Origin of the sequence: Xanthomonas sp. NCPPB 3569, from assembly GCF_041475645.2 — a bacterium.
Lineage (GTDB): Bacteria > Pseudomonadota > Gammaproteobacteria > Xanthomonadales > Xanthomonadaceae > Xanthomonas > Xanthomonas phaseoli.
On sequence record NZ_CM192969.1, the window covers coordinates 3076598 to 3095929 of the forward strand.

At 63.0% G+C, this 19332-nt stretch carries 15 protein-coding genes and 1 tRNA gene; 1 reads left to right on the forward strand and 15 read right to left on the reverse strand.

From position 1 onward, the window contains the following. Positions 1–52: 52 nt before the first annotated feature. From ACCQ03_RS13425 to thrS, 12 genes are all read right to left on the reverse strand, one after another. Positions 53–1507, reverse strand: a complete 1455-nt coding sequence (locus ACCQ03_RS13425; protein ID WP_057677544.1) for an undecaprenyl-phosphate glucose phosphotransferase — start codon at positions 1505–1507, stop codon at positions 53–55. A 243-nt stretch (positions 1508–1750) separates the two neighbouring features. Continuing rightward, on the reverse strand, positions 1751–3190 hold the full coding sequence (locus tag ACCQ03_RS13430) for a GumC family protein (RefSeq protein WP_017157116.1): 1440 nt from the start codon (positions 3188–3190) through the stop codon (positions 1751–1753). Continuing rightward, positions 3172–3870, reverse strand: a complete 699-nt coding sequence (locus ACCQ03_RS13435; RefSeq protein WP_005914015.1) for a polysaccharide biosynthesis/export family protein — start codon at positions 3868–3870, stop codon at positions 3172–3174. Before ACCQ03_RS13435 ends, ACCQ03_RS13430 begins: the two co-directional genes overlap by 19 nt. A 470-nt stretch (positions 3871–4340) precedes the next feature. After that, positions 4341–4417: transfer RNA gene (locus tag ACCQ03_RS13440), tRNA-Pro, on the reverse strand. 61 nt (positions 4418–4478) lie between these two features. Continuing rightward, on the reverse strand, positions 4479–4835 hold the full coding sequence (locus ACCQ03_RS13445) for a MerR family transcriptional regulator (RefSeq protein ID WP_005995911.1): 357 nt from the start codon (positions 4833–4835) through the stop codon (positions 4479–4481). Beyond that, positions 4816–5115 (reverse strand): integration host factor subunit alpha, encoded by a 300-nt coding sequence (locus ACCQ03_RS13450; protein ID WP_002811076.1) that lies wholly within the window; start codon positions 5113–5115, stop codon positions 4816–4818. Before ACCQ03_RS13450 ends, ACCQ03_RS13445 begins: the two co-directional genes overlap by 20 nt. Positions 5116–5136: 21 nt before the next feature. Further along, the gene (pheT, locus tag ACCQ03_RS13455; RefSeq protein WP_209227260.1) at positions 5137–7515 is read right to left on the reverse strand and encodes a phenylalanine--tRNA ligase subunit beta; all 2379 of its coding nucleotides are present in this window, start codon (positions 7513–7515) and stop codon (positions 5137–5139) included. Positions 7516–7630: 115 nt separating this feature from the next. Next, positions 7631–8626, reverse strand: a complete 996-nt coding sequence (gene pheS, locus ACCQ03_RS13460) for a phenylalanine--tRNA ligase subunit alpha (protein WP_008574581.1) — start codon at positions 8624–8626, stop codon at positions 7631–7633. 334 nt (positions 8627–8960) lie between these two features. Next, positions 8961–9320 (reverse strand): 50S ribosomal protein L20, encoded by a 360-nt coding sequence (gene rplT, locus ACCQ03_RS13465; RefSeq protein ID WP_017157120.1) that lies wholly within the window; start codon positions 9318–9320, stop codon positions 8961–8963. Positions 9321–9330: 10 nt separating this feature from the next. Further along, positions 9331–9528 (reverse strand): 50S ribosomal protein L35, encoded by a 198-nt coding sequence (gene rpmI / locus ACCQ03_RS13470; RefSeq protein ID WP_002811096.1) that lies wholly within the window; start codon positions 9526–9528, stop codon positions 9331–9333. A gap of 248 nt (positions 9529–9776) precedes the next feature. After that, positions 9777–10319 (reverse strand): translation initiation factor IF-3, encoded by a 543-nt coding sequence (gene infC, locus ACCQ03_RS13475; protein ID WP_077708941.1) that lies wholly within the window; start codon positions 10317–10319, stop codon positions 9777–9779. Positions 10320–10367: 48 nt separating this feature from the next. Beyond that, a complete protein-coding gene (gene thrS / locus ACCQ03_RS13480) occupies positions 10368–12272 on the reverse strand; it encodes a threonine--tRNA ligase (protein ID WP_057677542.1) in 1905 nt (634 codons plus the stop codon). 322 nt (positions 12273–12594) lie between these two features. On the opposite strand from thrS, the gene ACCQ03_RS13485 reads away from it, so the two are divergent. Next, positions 12595–13716: a LacI family DNA-binding transcriptional regulator gene (locus ACCQ03_RS13485; protein WP_057677541.1), complete on the forward strand. Its 1122-nt coding sequence runs from the start codon at positions 12595–12597 to the stop codon at positions 13714–13716. A gap of 235 nt (positions 13717–13951) precedes the next feature. On the opposite strand, the gene ACCQ03_RS13490 is transcribed toward ACCQ03_RS13485, so the two are convergent. The 3 genes from ACCQ03_RS13490 to ACCQ03_RS13500 are packed head-to-tail and all read right to left on the reverse strand — an operon-like array spanning position 13952 to position 19286. After that, complete coding sequence (locus ACCQ03_RS13490; protein WP_057677561.1) at positions 13952–15577, reverse strand: alpha-amylase family glycosyl hydrolase; 1626 nt, start codon at positions 15575–15577, stop codon at positions 13952–13954. Between the two features lie 47 nt (positions 15578–15624). Beyond that, on the reverse strand, positions 15625–17103 hold the full coding sequence (locus ACCQ03_RS13495) for an MFS transporter (protein WP_057677540.1): 1479 nt from the start codon (positions 17101–17103) through the stop codon (positions 15625–15627). Next, the gene (locus ACCQ03_RS13500) at positions 17100–19286 is read right to left on the reverse strand and encodes a glucosidase family protein (protein WP_209227262.1); all 2187 of its coding nucleotides are present in this window, start codon (positions 19284–19286) and stop codon (positions 17100–17102) included. Before ACCQ03_RS13500 ends, ACCQ03_RS13495 begins: the two co-directional genes overlap by 4 nt. Positions 19287–19332: the final 46 nt, after the last annotated feature.

Sequence of the window (19332 nt, forward strand, 5' to 3'; positions counted from 1 at the left end):
ATGCAGCCGCCCGCGGCGCCGGACGCGCCAGCTCGCACGCTCCCCACCATCATCAGTACGCGGTCTTCTGTCCGAGCACGCGTACAGCGGTCAGCACGATGATGCGGATATCCAGCCACAACGACCAACGGCGGATATAGTCGAGGTCGTACTGGATACGCTTCTTCATCGTCCGCAGTTCCGGGGTTTCGCCACGGAACCCGTTCACCTGCGCCCAACCGGTGATTCCCGGCTTGACGTAGTGACGTTGCATGTAATGGTTGATCAGCTTCTCGTAGTGCGTGTTGTGCTGCGCAGCGTGCGGGCGCGGCCCGACGATCGACATGCTGCCACCCAACACGTTGAAGATCTGCGGCAGTTCATCCAGGCTGCTACGGCGCAGGAACGCACCGAAACGCGTGATACGTACATCGTTCTTGGTCGCCTGCTGAATCGTCGTGCCATGGTCGTCATGCACGCGCATCGAGCGGAACTTAAACATGTAGAACTCGCGGCCACCCAGACCATGACGGCGCTGACGGAAGAACACCGGGCCCGGCGAACTCAACTTGACGCCCACTGCAATGGCGGCCATCAGCGGCCACAGGCCAAGCAGCGCGATCACGGCCAGAATCTTGTCCTGCAACGCCTTGGCCACCACGAAGTAATTGTCGCGGTCCACGCCGCCCTGGCGCAGATTGATCACCGGCACGTTGCCGATCTGCTCGCCAGACTGATTGAGCAGACCGAAATCGAACAGGTCAGGCACCAGCTTGACGTTGATCGGGTAACGGTCCAGGCGCTGCAACAGTTGCTTGATGTGATCGCGTTCGCCCAGCGGCAGCGAGATCCACACCTGCTCGACCTGATTTTCCTTCAGGTAGTCGATCAACGCATCCGGCTCGCCCAGGCACGGCAACGACTGACGCTGCTCGGTCACGGCAATGTCGTAGGGGGTGCGGAAATAACCGACCAGGTTCATGCCCACCCACGAGTTACGGCTCAGGTAGTGGTTGATTTTCATCACCGGGTGACGCAGCCCCACCACCACCACACGCTGCACGTCCACGCCCTGGGTACGCAGATGGTTCAGGAAGCCGCGCAGCACCGTGCGTGCCGCCACTAGCGAGGCCAGGCCACCGACGAACCACAAGCCAATCCATCCGCGCGACACCTGCTCGCCCACCTGCACAATCAGCGCATGCACGGCAAACAGCGCGAACACACCGCCGAACGCGCCGCCCAGCACCATCAGTTCGCTCAACAGTCCACGACCGCGCCAGCTGCGGTAGAGCGGGAACAGCGCAAAGCAGATCACCGAATACAGCAGCGTGGTCGCGATCGCCAGCCTATACGGCGCTGCCGGCACCCAGGAGCCAAACACGATGCGATAAGCAACCAGACCGGACACCACAACCATGGTCAGGTCGAAGACGCGCAGAACCAGATCGGCCGCAGCCGAATATTTGGACAACAATCGCGGCGAAGAAGTTGTGTAAGTCGCGCTACTCAAGTCTGCCAAAAGCATGGGGATGTCCTCCAAACTCGATACGACGCATGCGGGGGAACATACGAATCGCACGCGAGCTTTCAATCATCTCCGCCAAGCGATCACCGCGGTAACACCTACCGACCCCAGATCACTCGACAGCCCTTTGTTTCAACAGAGACAAACTTTCAAACGAAGGAGCCCGAAACATACGGGATCCGACCTTTTCCACGCTGAATCAGTTGTCACTTTAATTAACCATCGTTTTGCAACATCACGATGTCAATTCGGCCGTGTTTCCGGCCCATTGACACGTAGGAAGTACCGCACCAGAGCCACAGCCAAACCTAGGAATACGCCAAAGATCAGGCCCAAAGCGAGGTTCAATTTCAGTTTCGGCGAAGTCTTCGACGTAGGCACATCTGCGGTATCGACGATGGTCACGTTGTTGGCGCCGACATTGCCTGCCACACCGATTTCCTTGTAGCGCTGAAGCAGCGCATCGTAGAGCTGACGATTGGTGTCGACGTCGCGCTTGAGCATGTTGTAACGAATGCTGCGACCCTGCAGATCCAGCTCGTTGTTCCGCAGACCGGCGATGCGCTCGTTGAGCAACTGCTCCTGGTGCACCGACGCATCGTAGGTCGCCTTCAGCGACTGGCGCACATTCACGACCTCGCCGTTGATCTGCCGACGAGACTCTTCGATCTGCGCCTTCAGACGCTGCATCTCCGGGTAATCCGGCTTGAAGGTCGACAACTTCTGCTGGTACTCGGTGGTTAGACGCACTTGCTCGCTACGCAGGCTCTGGATCAACGGACTGCTGAGCACCTGCGGCAACGACATGCCATCGCCACTGGCTGCCTGGCGCCAGGCGGCCTCGGCCTTGATACGGGCATCCTGAGCGGACGCCAGCAAGGCGTTGAGATCGGTCAGGTTCTGTGCCGGCAACGAAGGTTTGTCGTCGCCCACCGACACAATCTGCTCGTCGGTCGAGTACGCAACCAACGACTTCTCCGAATCTTCCACCTTGCTGCGCAACTGCTCCAGTCGCTCGGCGAGGAACTTGGTCGCGAACGAGGACGCCTTCATGCGGCGTTCCTGCGTACTGATGATGAACATCTTCGCGTACGTATTGGCGATCTTGGCCGACAGCACCGGGTCCGGCGAGTCGTAATTGACGTAGACCAGTCGCGAATTGAGGATGGGCTCGACCACCAGGCCGGCCAGCAACGTATCGGTGAGACTGCGCTCGATGATCGCCTGACGCGAATCGACCGATTTGCCTGCCTCCGGATTTTTCGCCGCGGCCTTCTCCAGTGCCTCGTCCACCTGGTCCTTGAACGCCGGCTCCTTGTCGAGCTTGGCTTCGCGGATCACTGCACGTGCCAGCGAACGGCTCTGCAGCAGCTGATACTGGGTCTGGTAGAAATCGCGGTCCTGCGGCGACTCCACCGGCATCAGGTTGTCGACGTTCACCACGTTCAGCGAATCGCGTTCGATCTGCAGCGTGCTGGTCGCGCGGTACTTCTCCGGCATCAGCAGCGTGATGGCCAGCGCCAGCAGCAGTGCGGCCAGTGCGATCGCGATAATCAACCAACGCTGCGACACCAGGGCGCGCCAGTAGTCGAGCAACCCCACATCGGCAAGTTCGAGATGCCCGTGACGCTGCGACGAAGAGAAACGATTGTCGGAATTCATGCTCATCGGTAAGCGCGCCACACCATCACAAGAGGAGTCAGTTCCAGCATGGTGCGCAACCACACGCGCGCATCCGAGCGGTACACCACCACGATGTCGCCGCCATAAATCTCAGGATCCGGGTTGGTGCCCTTCTCGATTTCGGTCAGGTCGAACCGCGCGAGCATCTTTTGCCCGTTGACCATGCGGAACACGATGACATTGCCGCGGCTGGCGACCGTACTCACGCCCTTGGCCTGCGCGATGGCCTGCTGCAAGGTCAGGTTGGCCCCGATCACCGGATAAATGCCCGGCTCGTCGACCGCTCCGGTCACGGTGACACGACGGCCGTTGGATTCCTGCACGAACACCGACACCTGCGGATTTTGCAGGTAGCCGTTGCGGTATCGGTCGGCCACCATCTTTTCCAGCTCGCCGACGCCCATGCCGGCCGCATTCACATCGCCAATCAGCGGCAACGAAATGTGGCCGTTCTGATCGATACGGACCTGCCGTTCCAGATCGTCGATCTGGAACACCTTGACCAGCAGCAGGTCGCCTGGCGAGAGCCGATACTCGGGCTGCACTGCGGACATTGCGAGCGGGTCAGGCAGGGGCAACGAGGTCGCCATATCCTTACCGGTGCTGCAAGCGCCCAGTGTTATCGAGCAGATCAACGCCAGGCTGAGCGCTTGGCAGAATCGTCCGATCAGTTTCTTCATGCGTGTGGCTGGCTGCCTCGGTTGGGTGGGACAGGAGCTCGCGCAGCATTCAACCGGCCAAACACGCCAGCACGAACGTACGACAGAGGGTTCATCCCGGGACATCGGGATCACGACAGGTAAGGCGTGTTGCACTGCACTATGGCACAGAAAAATCGCACCGCAAGAGACCGCACGCCATTTTTTTGACAGCGTTGGCCTATTGATTCAAGTTCGTCGATATCGCGTTAACGAACCGTGATCCACGTTTGAATCTGGAGAAAATGTTTCGGAGTGTTTTCGGACACTTAGCACCATTGCGTGATCCAAGTCCATAGCGAACCGGACCGCAAAAAGCGGGCGCTAGTGCGCCGTTCATGCTGCATCGCGATATGCCGATATGCGTATTCGCCCAGCTGGTCGCCGACACAAAAATGCAATGTTGCAGCGCAACAAAAAAGCCCATGACATGACGTCATGGGCTCAATGTTTGGTCGGGGTAGCCGGATTCGAACCGACGACCACTAGTCCCCCAGACTAGTGCGCTACCAGGCTGCGCTATACCCCGAAGATGCTGCGTTCCGCCGCGAGGGCGGCCTGCCATTATAGCGGCTTTATGAAGCGTTTTCCTAGCGGCGCAGCAGTTGCAGGACTTCTTCCAGCTCCATCCGCACCTGCTTGATGATCTGATTGCTCAGCGCCGACTCGCTCTTGGCACCGTCGCCCTCCAGGCGCAGGCGCGCACCGCCGATGGTATAGCCCTGCTCGTACAGCAGGCCGCGGATCTGACGCACCATCAGCACGTCATGGCGCTGATAGTAGCGCCGGTTCCCGCGCCGCTTGACCGGCTCCAGGCTGGGAAACTCGGTTTCCCAATAACGCAGCACATGCGGCTTGACGTCGCATAGCTCGCTCACCTCACCGATGGTGAAATAGCGCTTGGCCGGGATTGGCGGTAGCTCGCGATTACTGCCCGGATCCAGCATAAGCCTCCACCCGTTCCTTGAGTTTTTGACCGGGGCGGAACGTCACCACCGTCCGTGCCGAGATCGGAATTTCTTCGCCGGTCTTGGGATTGCGACCGGGCCGTTGGTTCTTTCGCCGCAGATCGAAGTTGCCGAAACCCGACAGCTTCACCTGACGGCCCTGCTCCAGCGCATCGCGCAGCACATCGAAGAACGCGTCGACAAATTCCTTTGCCTCACGCTTGTTCAGACCGACCTCGTCGAACAGACGTTCGGCCATCTCCGCTTTCGTCAATGCCATGCCAATCCCCTGGTTACTGCCTCAACTCCGGATCCGGGCGCGATGTTCGCGCTCGATCACGGCCACCACATCGGTGACGACCGCATCCACGTCCCGGTCGGTGAGAGTGCGCGAGTTATCCTGCAAAATCAAGCCCATAGCCAGACTCTTGAAACCTGGCTCGACCCCCTGCCCGACATAGCGGTCGAACAATTGCACCTCACGCAACAATGGCCCGACCGTCGTGCGTACGCTGGCCGACACTGCCGCCCAGCTCACTTCGTCGGGCACCAGGAAGGCCAGATCGCGGCGCACCGAAGGGAAACGCGACAGCTCGCCAGCGCGCGGCAGGGTCCGCTGGGTCAAGGGCATCAGCTGCAACTCGAACGCGATCACGTCCACATCGATGTCCAGCGCCTTGGCCAGACGCGGATGCACCTGCCCGATCCAGCCGATACAGACGCCGTCGCGATAGATATCGGCCGACCGGCCCGGGTGCCCGAACGGCTGCGTCGACGGCTGGAACTCCAGCTGCGCGCCACTGGCCGCAGCCAGTGCCATCAGGTCGCCCTTCAAGTCATGGAAATCCACCTTGCGCGCTGGCTCGCCCCACTGCAGCGCCAGCGCATCGCCGCACACCGCCGCGGCAACGTGTTGCGATTCGTCGGGTGCTGCACCGGCATCGGCCGCAGCCGCGAACACCTTTCCCAGCTCGAACAACCGCACCCGCCCAGCCTGACGCGCCGCATTGCGGCCCAACGTGGCGACCAGGCCCGGCAACAGGCGCGGACGCATGACCGCCAACTCCGCACTGAGCGGGTTGGCCAACGGCACCAGGCCTTCGGTGAGCTGCCAACGCTCCAGCAAGGCCGCATCGACGAAGGCGTAATTGATGGTTTCCTGCAGCTCGCGCGCCACCAGCTGGCGCCGCACGCTGAGCTCGTCCAGCCGGGTTTCGCTCGGCATCGCGATGCGGCTGGCGCCACCAGGCAGCGTGGTCGGCACCCGGTCGTAACCGTGGATACGCGCCAGCTCTTCAATGAGATCCTCTTCGATGGCGATATCGAAGCGACGGCCCGGGGCCATCACCTCCCAGCCTTCGGCAACCGCCTCGACGTGCGTGCCGAGCGCACGCAGCATGCGCAAGACGTCGGCATCGTCGATCTGGATACCGAGCACGCGTGCAATGCGCGCGCGGCGCAAGCGGATGCGCGCTGGCTGCGGCAGATGCTCCGGCAGCTGCGCATGCACCACCGGGCCAGGCATACCGCCGGCCAGTTCCAGCACCAGGCGCGTCGCCACTTCAAGTGCCTGCGGCGGCAATGCCGGATCCACGCCACGCTCGAAACGGTGCCCGGCATCGGTATGCAGGCCGAGTTTGCGGCCACGGCCCATGATGGCCGCAGGGTCGAAGTACGCCGACTCCAGGAACACGTTACGGGTGGTTTCGGTGACGCGTGTGTCCAGCCCGCCCATCAAGCCGGCCAATGCAACCGGACGCCCGGCATCGGTGATGGTCAGAAAACTATCGTCCAACGTGACCTGGCGGCCGTCCAGCAGCGCCAGCTGCTCGCCGGCGCGGGAACGGCGCACGCCGATCGGCCCCTGCAAGGTGTCCAGGTCGAAGGCATGCATCGGCTGGCCCAGTTCCAGCATCACGTACTGGGTGATGTCCACCAGCAACGACACCGGACGCACGCCGCTGCGGCGCAGGCGCTCGGCCAGCCACACCGGCGTCTTGGCGGCCGGGTCGATGCCTTCGATCACACGGCCGCAATAACGCGGCGCATCTTTACCGGCGTCCAGTTCCACTGCCAGCGTACGCGTGGACACCGGCGCCACGGCAACAGCGTCGAACGCCACCACTTCGCTGGCGCACGCGGCGGCCACGTCGAAGGCGATGCCGCGTACGCTGAAACAATCGGCACGATTGGGCGTGAGCTTGATCTCGATGCTGGCATCGGGCAGCCCCAGATACTCCGCCAGCGCCTGCCCCACCGGCGCATCGTCCGGCAACTCGAACAGGCCCGAGGCATCGCTGTCCAGGCCGAGTTCCTTGGCCGAACACAACATGCCGTTGGACGCCACACCGCGCAGCTTGGCCGCAGTGATCGTCAACTCGCCGATCTTTGCACCGACCAGCGCCAACGGTGCCACCAGACCCGCACGCGCATTGGGCGCGCCACACACGATCTGCAGCAACTCGCCCTGCCCGGCATCGACGCTGCAGACCTGCAGACGATCGGCCTCCGGATGACGCACCGCCTCGACGATACGCGCCACCACCACCTGACCAAGCGACTCGCCCAGCGGCGTGACCTCTTCGACTTCCAGACCGATCGCCGTCAGCGTCGCGGCCAGTTCGTCGCGCGTGGCCTGGATAGGAACGTGGCTGCGCAGCCAATTTTCAGAGAATTTCATGAGAGGCCGGGATTCGGGAATCGGGATTGGAGATTCGTATAAAGCAGCATGCCGGAACGGTGCGGAACAGGGGCGCTGTTGCCAATCCCCAATCCCGAATCACCACTCCCCGCCGTCAGGCGAACTGCCGAAGAAAACGCACATCGTTCTCGAAGAACGCGCGCAGGTCGTTGACGCCATAACGCAGCATCGCGAAGCGTTCCACGCCCAGGCCGAAGGCGAAGCCGGTGTAGCGTTCGGGGTCGATACCGACGCTACGCAGCACGTTCGGGTGCACCATGCCGCAGCCCAGCACTTCCAGCCAGCGCGTGCTGCCGTCCGGCTGCTGCCAGGCGATATCCACTTCCGCGCCCGGTTCCACAAACGGGAAATAGCTGGGGCGGAAGCGCATTTCGAAATCGCGCTCGAAGAACGCGCGCACGAACTCGGACAAGGTGCCCTTGAGGTCGGCGAAGTTGGAGTGCTCGTCCACCAACAGGCCTTCGACCTGATGGAACATCGGCGAGTGGGTCTGATCCGAATCGGAGCGATACACCTTGCCGGCCGCAATCATGCGCAGCGGCGGCTTGTGTGCGTCCATGTAGCGCACCTGCACACCGGAGGTGTGGGTCCGCAGCAGGCGTCCGTCGCCGAAATAGAACGTGTCGTGCATCGCGCGCGCCGGATGGTGCGGCGGGAAATTCAGCGCTTCGAAGTTGTGCCAGTCGTCCTCGATTTCCGGGCCGTCCGACAGCTCGTAGCCGAGACGGGCGAAGATTTCGACGATGCGCTCCAGCGTGCGCGTGACCGGATGCAGCCCGCCGCGCTCGCTGCGGCGGCCCGGCAAGGTGACGTCGATGCGTTCGCCGGCAAGACGGGCATCCAGCGCGGCGGTTTCCAGCGTGTGCTTGCGCTCGGCCAGCGCTGCAGTCAGCGCGTCGCGCGACAGATTGATCGCCTCGCCAGCCGCCTTGCGTTGCTCTGCCGGCAACGTCCCGAGCTGCTTGAGCTGGGCGGTAATGCTGCCGCTCTTGCCCAGCAATGCGACACGCAAAGCTTCCAGTTGGTCCGGCGTCTGCGCCGCGGCAACATCGGCCAGCGCGCGTTCGGTCAGGGATTGAATCTCACTCATTGCACTTGCGCCTCAACTGCTAACCGAACGGTGTTTCCGGATGCACCGGAACGCATTGTCATTGCATTGACCTGTCATCGCCCACTTGGCACTTCGCTAAAACGCAAAAGGGGAAGGACTCGCGCCCTCCCCCTGCATCTCTGCGTCTCATCTCACCGAAGGCACGCACACCAAGTGTGACTACATCCGATGACCCGCTTTTCTAAGCAGTCCGCACATGGATGTGCGGGCTCCTGCGAGGGACTCGCACACACAGCGTGCGGACTCTTGCGAGGGACTATCTCATTAAGAAGTCCGCAGATGGATGTGCGGGCTCTTGCAGAGGGACCTGCATTTACGCCGCCAGCGCGCCCTTTGCTTTCTCGGCCAGCGCGGCAAAGCCGGCGGCGTCGTGCACGGCGATATCAGCCAGCACCTTGCGGTCCAGGGTGATGCCGGCCTTGAGCAGGCCATTCATGAAACGGCTGTAGCTCATGCCGTTGATGCGGGCAGCCGCATTGATGCGGGTGATCCACAACGAACGGAAATTACGCTTCTTCTGCTTACGGCCAATGTAGGCGTACTGCTGCGCCTTGATGACCGCCTGCTTGGCAACGCGGAAGACCTTGCGGCGAGCGTTATAGTAGCCCTTCGCCAGGGTCAGAATTTTCTTGTGGCGGCGGCGCGCCTGCACACCACGCTTTACTCGTGCCATGGTTCAGTCCTCAGAGATAGGGAAGCATACGATCAAGACGGCCTGCGTCCTCGGCACGGACGTGATTCGTCTGCCGCAGGTTGCGCTTCCGCTTGGTCGCTTTCTTCGTGAGGATGTGGCTACGGTTTGCGTGGCCGCACTTGTACTTGCCGGAGGCGGTCTTGCGGAAACGCTTGGCCGCCGCCCGGTTGGTCTTGATCTTGGGCATTGCAATGTCCTTGATGGTGTTTTGTCACTGACACGGGCGGCAGTCTTGCGACCACGCTTTCCATCCTTGCCCTTGCCTGCTTGTAAGTCCTTGATCGAACACGATCCGGACAGGTCCTGGTGCCGTTTGCGCGGCGCCCCGATAAAACCGGGCCGCGCAGTCTACCCGTTGCCGGGAATTGTTGCAACTGATTGATCCTGCAACCACAACGGCCCCCGCTGGGGGCCGGGCAGCAACGAAGAAGATCCTTAGACCTTCTTCTTGGGCGCGATCATCATGACCATCTGGCGCCCTTCCAGGCGCGGACGCGACTCGATGACGATATCGTCGCCCAGATCGGCCTCGATCCGGGCCGCCATCTCGCGACCGAGCTCCTGGTGGCTCATTTCGCGGCCACGGAAGCGGATGTTGACCTTGACCTTGTCGCCCTCTTCCAGGAAGCGGCGCATGTTGCGCAGCTTGATCTGATAGTCGCCCTCGTCGGTGACCGGGCGGAACTTCAGTTCCTTGATCTCGACCTGCTTGGTCTTCTTCTTGGCCTCGTTGGCCTTTTTCTGCTGCTCGAACTTGAACTTGCCGAAATCCATGATCTTGCAGACCGGCGGATCGGCCTGCGGCTGGATTTCGACCAGATCCAGGCCTTCTTCTTCGGCCTTGGCGAGCGCTTCGTCGCGCGACAACACGCCGACCATCTCTCCGTCGCTGCCGATCACGCGAACGCGCGGCACCCGGATTTCTTGGTTCTTGCGGTTCTGTTTGTTGTCAGGGGTACTGATATTGCAATCTCCCAGAGGAATCGAACCGGCGCATCCGGATCATCCAGACCGGCCGGGGTTGGCTCACGCTGCCTGCTCTGCCTGCAGACGTTCGATGAAGGCCGAGACCGTCATGGTCCCAAGATCTTCGCCTGAACGGGTCCGCACGGCGACAGCGCCATTTTCCTTCTCACGGTCGCCGACCACGAGCAGATATGGCACGCGTTGCAGCGTATGCTCGCGAATCTTATAACCGATCTTCTCGTTACGCAAATCGGCGCTGACACGGAAGCCTTGATTTGCAAGGGTTTTCCGCACCGAGTCGACATATTCAGCCTGAGCATCGGTGATGTTGGCGACAACGACCTGCACCGGGGCCAGCCAGGACGGGAATGCACCGGCGTGGTGCTCGATCAAAATGCCGATGAAACGCTCCATGGAACCAACGATGGCCCGGTGCAGCATGACCGGATGCTTCTTCTGGCTGTTTTCGTCCACGTACTCGGCGCCGAGGCGGCCCGGCATCATGAAATCGACCTGCATGGTGCCCAGCTGCCAGGTGCGGCCGATGGCGTCCTTGAGGTGGTACTCGATCTTGGGGCCGTAGAAGGCGCCTTCGCCCGGCAGCTCCTGCCATTCCACCCCGCACACGCCCAGCGCACTGCGCAGCGCAGCTTCGGCCTTGTCCCAGGTGGCATCGTCGCCCAGACGCTTCTCCGGGCGCAGCGCGATCTTGATCTGGATGTCGTCGAAGCCGAACGCTTTGTAGACCGCCAGCGCCTGCTGGTGGAAGGCGGTGACTTCGGATTCGATCTGCGATTCCAGGCAGAACACGTGCCCGTCGTCCTGGGTGAAGCCGCGCACGCGCAGGATGCCGTGCAGCGCGCCGGAGGGTTCGTTGCGATGGCAGGCGCCGAACTCGCCGTAGCGGATCGGCAGGTCGCGGTAGCTGTGCAGGCCCTGGTTGAACACCTGCACGTGGCCCGGGCAGTTCATCGGCTTGACTGCGTAGGTGCGCTTTTCCGACTCGGTGAAGAACATCGCGTCCTGGTAGTTGTCCCAGTGGCCGGACTTCTGCCACAGCGACACATCCAGTATCTGCGGGCAGCGCACTTCGCCATAGCCGCTGTCGCGGTAGACCTTGCGCATGTACTGCTCGACCACCTGCCACAGCGACCAGCCCTTGGGGTGCCAGAACACCAGGCCGGGCGCCTCTTCCTGCAGGTGGAACAGGTCCTGCGCCTTGCCGATGCGGCGGTGGTCGCGCTTGTCGGCTTCCTCCATGCGCAGGATGTAGGCGTCGAGCTGCTTCTTGTCGGCCCAGGCGGTGCCGTAGATACGCTGCAACTGCTCGTTCTTGGCGTCGCCGCGCCAGTAGGCGCCGGAGATGCGGGTCAGCTTGAACGCCTTGAGGAAGCGCGTGTTCGGTACGTGCGGGCCGCGGCACATGTCCACGTATTCCTGGTGGTAGTACAGGCCCATCGCGGTGATGTCCTCGGACATGTCCTCGATCAGACGCAGCTTGTACTCCTCGCCGCGCTGGGCGAATACCTCGATCACCTCGGCGCGCGGGGTAACCTTTTTGATCACGTCGTAATCCTGCGCGATCAGCTCCTGCATGCGCTGCTCGATCGCGGCCATGTCGTCGGGCGTGAACGGGCGCTCGCTGTAGATGTCGTAATAGAAGCCTTCGGCGATGACCGGGCCGATCACCATCTTGACCTCGGGATACAGCTGCTTGACCGCGTGCCCGACCAGGTGAGCGCAGGAGTGGCGGATGATCTCCACGCCTTCCGCATCTTTGGCAGTGATGATGCGCAGGCTGGCGTCATGGTCGATGACGTCGCTGGCGTCGACCAGCTGGCCGTCGACCTGGCCGGCGATGGTGGCCTTGGCCAGGCCGGCGCCGATCGACTGGGCGACCTGCATCACCGAGACGGGGGATTCGAATTCGCGGCGGCTGCCGTCGGGGAGCGTGATGTTGATCATGGGCAAGAATGAGGTCTGGTCTGGCTGCAGCGGTCGGCTGCCATGGGAGATCTGGCCATTGCTGGTCAGGCTCGAAGGAGAATGCGGGACGTGGGGCAAGACGGCGCCATGCAGGCGCTCTGCGCGCTGGCGCAGGCAAGGATCAGCGGTGGGCGGTGGTAGTGCTCATGTCGCACGCTGGGCCGGCGCGGGGCGCGGGCCACCTTCTCGCAAGGGGTCTTGGGTGCGAATGGTAAACCAATCAGCCGTCCGCTGCGTATGGCGGCACGGCGCTGGCGGGCGCATGGCATGATGCCGGCCACCTGTCCTGCCGTTGCCAACCATGACCATCAAGGGTAAAGCCACCTCGCTGGATATCGCCTACCTGGCCGGCGTGTCGCAGCCGACCGTGTCGCGCGCACTGCGCGGCAGCCCGATGGTCAACGAGGAAACCCGCAAGCGCATCCTGCGCATCGCCCGAGAGCTGAACTACAAGGTCGACAAGAACGCCTCCTCGCTCCGTCTGCGCAATGCCGGCACGCTGGCACTGCTGTTCTTCGAAGACCCCACCGCCGACGATTCGCTGATCAACCCGTTCTTTCATTCCATGCTTGGCTCGATCACCCGCGCCTGCGCGCTGCAGGGCTACGACCTGCTGGTGTCGTTCCAGCAGTTGTCCAAGGATTGGCAGGCCGATTACGAAGACAGCAACAAGGCCGACGGCATCATCCTGCTGGGCTATGGCGACTACCAGGAGTCGCGCCAGCGGCTGCAACTGCTGGTCGAGCAAGGCACCCATTTCGTGCGCTGGGGCGCGGCCCTGCCCGGCCAGCCCGGCATTTCGATCGGCAGCGACAATTACCAGGGCGGGCTGGACATCACCGACCATCTACTGGCGCAGGGCTGCCGGCGCATCGCGTTTGTCGGACACGCGTCCAACCATTATCCCGAATTCGAAGAACGCTACCGCGGCCATGCCGCTGCGCTGGCGCAGCATGGCTTGGCGGCCGATCCGGCGCTGCAGTTCGATGCGATCACCACCGAATTGTCTGGCTACACCGCGTGCCTGGCACTGCTGGACAGCGGCAATGCGTTCGATGCGGTGTGCGCAGCCAGCGATCTGATTGCGATCGGTGCGATGCGCGCCCTGCGCGAGCGCGGCCTGCGGGTGCCGCAGGACGTCGCGGTCAGCGGCTTCGACGATATTGCGTTGGCGGCGTCGGTTGCGCCCGCGCTGTCGACCGTGCAGCAGGACACCAAGCAGGCCGGCACACTGCTGGTGGAAAGCCTGGTTGCCCTGATTCGTGGCGAGGCGGCGCAGAGCCGCACGATTCCGGTGCGTCTGGCGCTCCGCGATTCCTCGCGCAGCAGCGGGCTGCAGCGGCCACTGGGATGGGCGCCATCCGGCGCAGAGACAGGCGATGCGATGACGGGTCGAGCGGCGGATGGTGCGGTCAGGCGCTGATTCGGGATTCGGGATTCGGGATTCGGGATTCGGGATTCGGGATTCGGGATTCGGGATTCGGGAATCGGGAACCGGGAACCGGGAACCGGGAATCGCGACAGCATGCACGTTGTGCCGCGATCGGTCGCCACCTGCTGATGTCGTTGCAGGAGCGGACCCGGCCGCGGCGAGGCGTTGCCGATATCGGTGATGCCCCATGCGTAGCGCCCCGAGCATAAAGCCCCCGGGGGCGCTCCTAGTGGTTGCGGGCGTCGCGGGCGGCTTGTTCGGCCATCTGCGTGTCGAGTTGCTTGCGCAATGCGGGATCGGTGACCGGCGCGTCCGAGAGCAGCACGCGCACGCCATGCGCCGGCACCGCTGTTGCGAAATCACCCCGCACCTGCAATTGCTCGCCACTGACTGCATCGCGCCACGCGCCAGGCTGCAGGAAGCGCCTCACTTGAATGGTGGCTGCGGTATCGGCCTTGTTGAGCAGCACCAATGCGGTCTGGGTTGTACCAGCATGCTGGTAGACACGCAGGAACGCGGCTTGATCGCCGTGTAACTGCACATCGACCTGCACGCCACGCTGCAATGCCGGAGTGTTGCGTCGCACCTGGGCGATGCGTTGCAACGGGCCGAAGATCGGGCTCTGCGGTGCAGTGCGAATGCGCTCGGCGCCGAAGTAATTGCGGTTGCCGGCATGTTCGGCGCGCCCGCGCATGAAGCCGATTTCCGAGCCGTAATAGATCACCGGAATGCCGCGGGCGGTGAACAACCAGTTGTGCGCATCGATGAATCCGTTATCGCTGGCATCCAGGCGCGCCATGTCGTGGTTATCGTAGAAGCTCATCAACTCATAGGGGTTCGCATAGGGCCCCTGACGCAGGAACAAGGGCGCGGAGAGCTTCTCGAAGCCGGCCTGTTCATGACCGAACACCGCGGCAATCTGCTGTTTCAGCGGGAAATCCAGCACGCTGACGCCGGCATTGCGCGTCCAGGTATGCCCGGCGATCTTGTTGGCGTCGTAATCGAAGGCTTCGCCGAACATGAAAAAGCCAGGGCGTTTTGCACGAATGCGCGCCACGAAGGCATGCCAGAAGCGATCCGGCATCCAGCCGATGGTGTCGATGCGAAACGCATCGGCGCCCTGCTCCATCCACTGCAGGTATGCGCCGGCCAGATAATCCAGCACTGCCGGATTGTTTTCGTTGAGGTCGGACAATTCCGCCAGCCCGCCGCCGGTGTTGTAGAAAGCATGCAACGGGTTGTGCTGGGGATCCAGTTGCGCAGGCGCAAGATTCTGGTGGTCGGCGACCAGGCGCCCCTGTGCATCGTAGAGCTTGCCAAAGCCGGGTTGCGCCTGCGGCATGGTGTAGGCCGGCGAACCATGGTTGCCCACGATGTCCAACACGACCTTTAGCTTGCTGGCATGCATGGCGCGAGTGAAGCCTGCGAAATCCAGGCCCGGACTGGGCAGATGTTCGTCGAGCTTGTAGAAGTTGACGCCCCAATAGCCGTGGTAGCCAGTCTTGCCATGGTCGCTGAGCGTGCTGCCGCAAGTGATCGGCTTGCCGCCGGTAAACGCTTCGTCGGGATTGTCGACGATCGGGGTGATCCAGACCGCCCCGAAGCCCAGGTCGCGGATGTAATCGGCATGCTCAACGATGCCTTTGAAATCGCCACCGAGATAGCCGATGTTGTCCTCGCTGCCGTCGGCGCATGGTGTGGGCACATCGAAGGTGCGATGCGCCCCGCCCTGGTCGCGATGGTCGTTGCCGGTATCGCCGTTGACGAAGCGGTCGGTCACCACGAAGTACACCGCCTCGGCGGCGAACGGCTCCAGGGTGCCGTAGTAGTCCTTGGTTGCAGGCGCCGCCATTGCCGCGCCCGCGTACATCGTCAACGCTACATACATCGCACTGCGCATCACTGCCCTCCCGAGGCCACTGGAACCCGCACCACGCACACACCTGCAATCAACAGGCTGAGCCCGCCGATGGCCAATGCATAGATCGGCTGCCCGCCCAGCCACGCGCGCAGCACAAAGCCCAGCGCGCTGGCGGCAACCAACTGCGGAATCACGATGAAGAAATTGAAGATGCCCATATACACGCCCATCTTTGGCGCAGGCACGCTGTCTGACAGCAAGGCATACGGCAGCGACAGGATCGAGGCCCAGGCGAAACCGACGCCCACCATCGACAGCAGCAACCACTGCGGATCGCGGATGACCAGCATCGACAACAAGCCGGCGGCACCCAGCCACAGATTGCACAGATGGCTCCAGCGCAAGCCGATCGCACGCACCAGTAGCGGAATCACCACTGCAGCCAATGCTGCAAACCCGTTATAGGCGCCGAACAACACGCCGACCCAGTTTGCGCCGTCGTTGTAGGCGGCCGAAGCGGTGTCGTTCGCACCGAAATGCACTTGCGTCACTGCGGCAGTGGTGTAGATCCACATCGCAAACAAGGCAAACCACGAGAAGAACTGCACCCAGGCCAGGCGGCGCATCGTCGCCGGCATGCTGCGCACGTCCTGCACGATCGCCACCAACATACTGGTGGCGGGCAGCATGCGCGCCAACGCAAGCAAGACGCCGTAGGCAAAACACAACCCGGCCAGCACATACAGCATGCGGTCGCCATGCTGCCAGGCGATGGCCGCGGCAAGCAGCACGCCCAGACCGCACCACAGCATGCCTGCCAGGGGCGTTGGCGCCATGCCGGTGCTTGCCACCTGCGCGAGAGGCGGATGTGCATCGTCAAAACCGGCAAGCTGCGCTGGGCTGTACTCGCGCGTACGCAGCACCGTCCAGGTGATCGACAGGAACAGTACCGCTGCGCCGAGGTAGAACGCATAGCGCACACTGTCGGGCAATTGGCCTGGCGGCGCAGTGTTGGCAATGCCCCAATGGGTCAGCAGCCAGGGCAGAAAACTCGCGACGATCGCGCCGATGCCGATGAAGAAGCTCTGCATCGCGTAGCCGGTCGGCCGCTGCGACGGCGGCAACTGATCGCCCACCAGCGCACGGAAAGGCTCCATCGAGATGTTGATCGATGCATCCAGCACCCACAGCGTGCCGGCGGCCACCCAGAGCATGGGCGCGTTGGGCATCACCAGCAAGGCCAACGTGGTGAAGACAGCGCCCACCATGAAGTACGGACGCCGGCGGCCCCACGGGGTCCAGGTGCGATCGGACAGGTAACCGATGACCGGTTGCACGATCAGCCCGGTGAGCGGTGCGGCGATCCACAGGCCAGGCACGTCGTCGACCTGCGCGCCCAGGGTCTGGAAGATGCGGCTGGCATTGGCGTTCTGCAGTGCGAAGCCGAACTGGATGCCGAGAAAGCCGAAGCACATGTTCCAGATCTGCCAGAAATTCAAGCGTGGCTTGGCGGTCATGGCGCGACCTCCACGCGTGCTGCAGGCCCGACCAACAATGCACTGACCTGCGCAGCATTGATCACACCATCGCGGCCGCCGCGGCCGCCGTTGTACTGCGCAAAATGCGCCAACGCGCTCATGTTGAAGCCGTTCTCGAGCCGGAAGGTACAGGCCTGGCCCGCCACCGCATCGAAACTGACTTGGGTGGAAAGCTGCTCGCCCACGCTATGCGGCATCACGATGACCTGCGATTGCGCAGGTTTCCCCGGGCATTCCAGCACCAGGTGTTTCACCGCTGCCGTGATACCGGTATTGATTGGACCACTGGCATTGCGGTAACGCAGCGCTACCCGATGCACGCCTGCACGTGCCGGACGCCAGCTCCAGTGCTGGCTGCCCGGCAACTGCTGCAGTGGGCCCAGCGTCAACGACGGGCTATGCAGCGACTCCAGACCATCGCGCCGCCGGGTCAGGCTGAGCACATGCAGCAGGCCATCGTCGGGAAGATCCCAGTGCGCGCTGGCATCGAGTGCGCGGCCGTCCAGATACAGCGTTGTTCCTTCCGGAATGCCGATGCGATACGTGTTGCCGATCCGTTGCGCGACCGGCGCCTGGGGCGTCTGCGGTGCGAACACCTGTTTCGGACGCGGCGGCGGCGTGAGGTCGGCAGTGCGCCCGACCAACTGCACCAGCGTGGTCTGACCCTGCCGTTCGATACGCCCTGCTACCAGCAACTCGCCGGTATCGTTCGCCGGGCGCTGCAGCACATACCGTTGCGCGCCGTGTTCCAGCACGATCTGTTTGGCGTCGCCAAACAACTGGGGCAGCAAGGACCGCGGCAACTTCGGCTGCAGGCTGCCATCGGCCGACAGACCGAACACCCCTTCCCGCACTGCAGCCAGATAGCCGGCAACCGACCACAGCTGGCGTGGCGAGTTGACCACCGGGCCACTGCGTGCACCCTCTTCCACGTGCACAGCAAGACTCTGCATCTCGTAGTTTTCCATGTTGGAACCCGCCAGCGCGCTACCGCGCATCAGCGATTGCAGCTCCAACGCGATGCGTGGCGCATCGTCCAGCGTGCGTGCGGCGCGCAGCGCATAGGCGCTGACGAACGGCCAGACAGCGCGGTTGTGATAGATCGGCTGCGCGGCCTCCTGCGGCCACACCACTGGGCTGCCACCCGCGACCATCGGGTAATTGCGCAACGCAACGCGTGCCCGCTGCGGCGGAAACACATCGACCAGCACGCCCAGCGAGAGACCGAGCAGATCCACCTTGGCGTAGCGCACCGGATGCGCGGCGCTGCCGAGATAGCTGACGTATTGGCTGCTGGTCGCATCCCAAAAACGCCTATCGATGGCCTGGCGCAGTGCATCAGCCCACTGCGCGTATTGCGCAGCGCGTGCATCGCCATGCTGGCGCGCCAACTGTTCGGCCAGGCGCAATGCCTGGTAATGCAGCACGTTGGTGGAGAGCGCAAAGGATTCGGCAATGAATCGCACATCCTCGCGCGTCCAGTCCGGGTAGGTCTGTTCGCGCCAATCCAGAAACGAGGTTTCGCCGTGGTAGAGACTGATCTGAGCGTCGAAGACGGCATCGCGGTCCTGCGCAATCGTCGCCCGCAGCGCCTGCCACACCTGTTCGGCAAATGGCTTGTCGTCCAACAGGCCGCGCGCGGCAAGGAACCACACCACACGGTCGCTGCTGATCGGCCAGCTGCCACCGGAGCCGGTGTCCTGCGCCACGAACAGTCCCGGCGTGCGCCCATCGCGTGCGGCAGAGAGCTTGAAGCGCAGTGCATTGCGCGTGCGCTCCGGCTCCAGCTGCGCCAACGCAAGATCGGCCGCAAAGCTGACATCGCGCGTCCACACGTACGGCCAGCGCTCGCCGGTTTCGAAGCAGGCGCACGGCACCGGCCTGCCGTCGTTGAAGGCGGGGTCGCGGATCGCCTCGACGCGGTCGTCGGCCATTTCCTGCTGTGCCAGCGCGAACAAGGCGTCGAACAGCGGGCTGGCGGTGTGCGTGCGCATCGGTTGTGCCGCAATGCGGCGTTCGCCTTGCGGCCAGCGCAACACGAAGCTGCCATCCTCCAACGCCTGCGCTTGGGCCCGGCGCCCGTGAAATTCCAGTTCGTCGGCCAGTGCCGGCGAGCTTGCCGCAACGCCCAGCGTTGCAGCCATGCAGATCATCTTCAACATCGAAGCGGCAAGACAGCTTGCGCCGTCGGCCTTCCTCCCTCGTTGC

What these genes read in the sequence shown, in the direction of transcription:
- rpmI (WP_002811096.1), bottom strand. Translation starts at nt 9,528, where the DNA reads ATGCCCAAGATCAAGACCAACCGGGCGGCGGCCAAGCGTTTCCGCAAG.
- ACCQ03_RS13450 (WP_002811076.1), bottom strand. Translation starts at nt 5,115, where the DNA reads ATGGCATTGACGAAAGCGGAGATGGCCGAACGTCTGTTCGACGAGGTC.
- thrS (WP_057677542.1), bottom strand. Translation starts at nt 12,272, where the DNA reads ATGATCAACATCACGCTCCCCGACGGCAGCCGCCGCGAATTCGAATCC.
- ACCQ03_RS13435 (WP_005914015.1), bottom strand. Translation starts at nt 3,870, where the DNA reads ATGAAGAAACTGATCGGACGATTCTGCCAAGCGCTCAGCCTGGCGTTG.
- rplT (WP_017157120.1), bottom strand. Translation starts at nt 9,320, where the DNA reads ATGGCACGAGTAAAGCGTGGTGTGCAGGCGCGCCGCCGCCACAAGAAA.
- pheT (WP_209227260.1), bottom strand. Translation starts at nt 7,515, where the DNA reads ATGAAATTCTCTGAAAATTGGCTGCGCAGCCACGTTCCTATCCAGGCC.
- ACCQ03_RS13495 (WP_057677540.1), bottom strand. Translation starts at nt 17,103, where the DNA reads ATGACCGCCAAGCCACGCTTGAATTTCTGGCAGATCTGGAACATGTGC.
- ACCQ03_RS13425 (WP_057677544.1), bottom strand. Translation starts at nt 1,507, where the DNA reads ATGCTTTTGGCAGACTTGAGTAGCGCGACTTACACAACTTCTTCGCCG.
- ACCQ03_RS13490 (WP_057677561.1), bottom strand. Translation starts at nt 15,577, where the DNA reads ATGGCGGCGCCTGCAACCAAGGACTACTACGGCACCCTGGAGCCGTTC.
- ACCQ03_RS13485 (WP_057677541.1), top strand. Translation starts at nt 12,595, where the DNA reads ATGACCATCAAGGGTAAAGCCACCTCGCTGGATATCGCCTACCTGGCC.
- ACCQ03_RS13500 (WP_209227262.1), bottom strand. Translation starts at nt 19,286, where the DNA reads ATGTTGAAGATGATCTGCATGGCTGCAACGCTGGGCGTTGCGGCAAGC.
- ACCQ03_RS13445 (WP_005995911.1), bottom strand. Translation starts at nt 4,835, where the DNA reads ATGCTGGATCCGGGCAGTAATCGCGAGCTACCGCCAATCCCGGCCAAG.
- pheS (WP_008574581.1), bottom strand. Translation starts at nt 8,626, where the DNA reads ATGAGTGAGATTCAATCCCTGACCGAACGCGCGCTGGCCGATGTTGCC.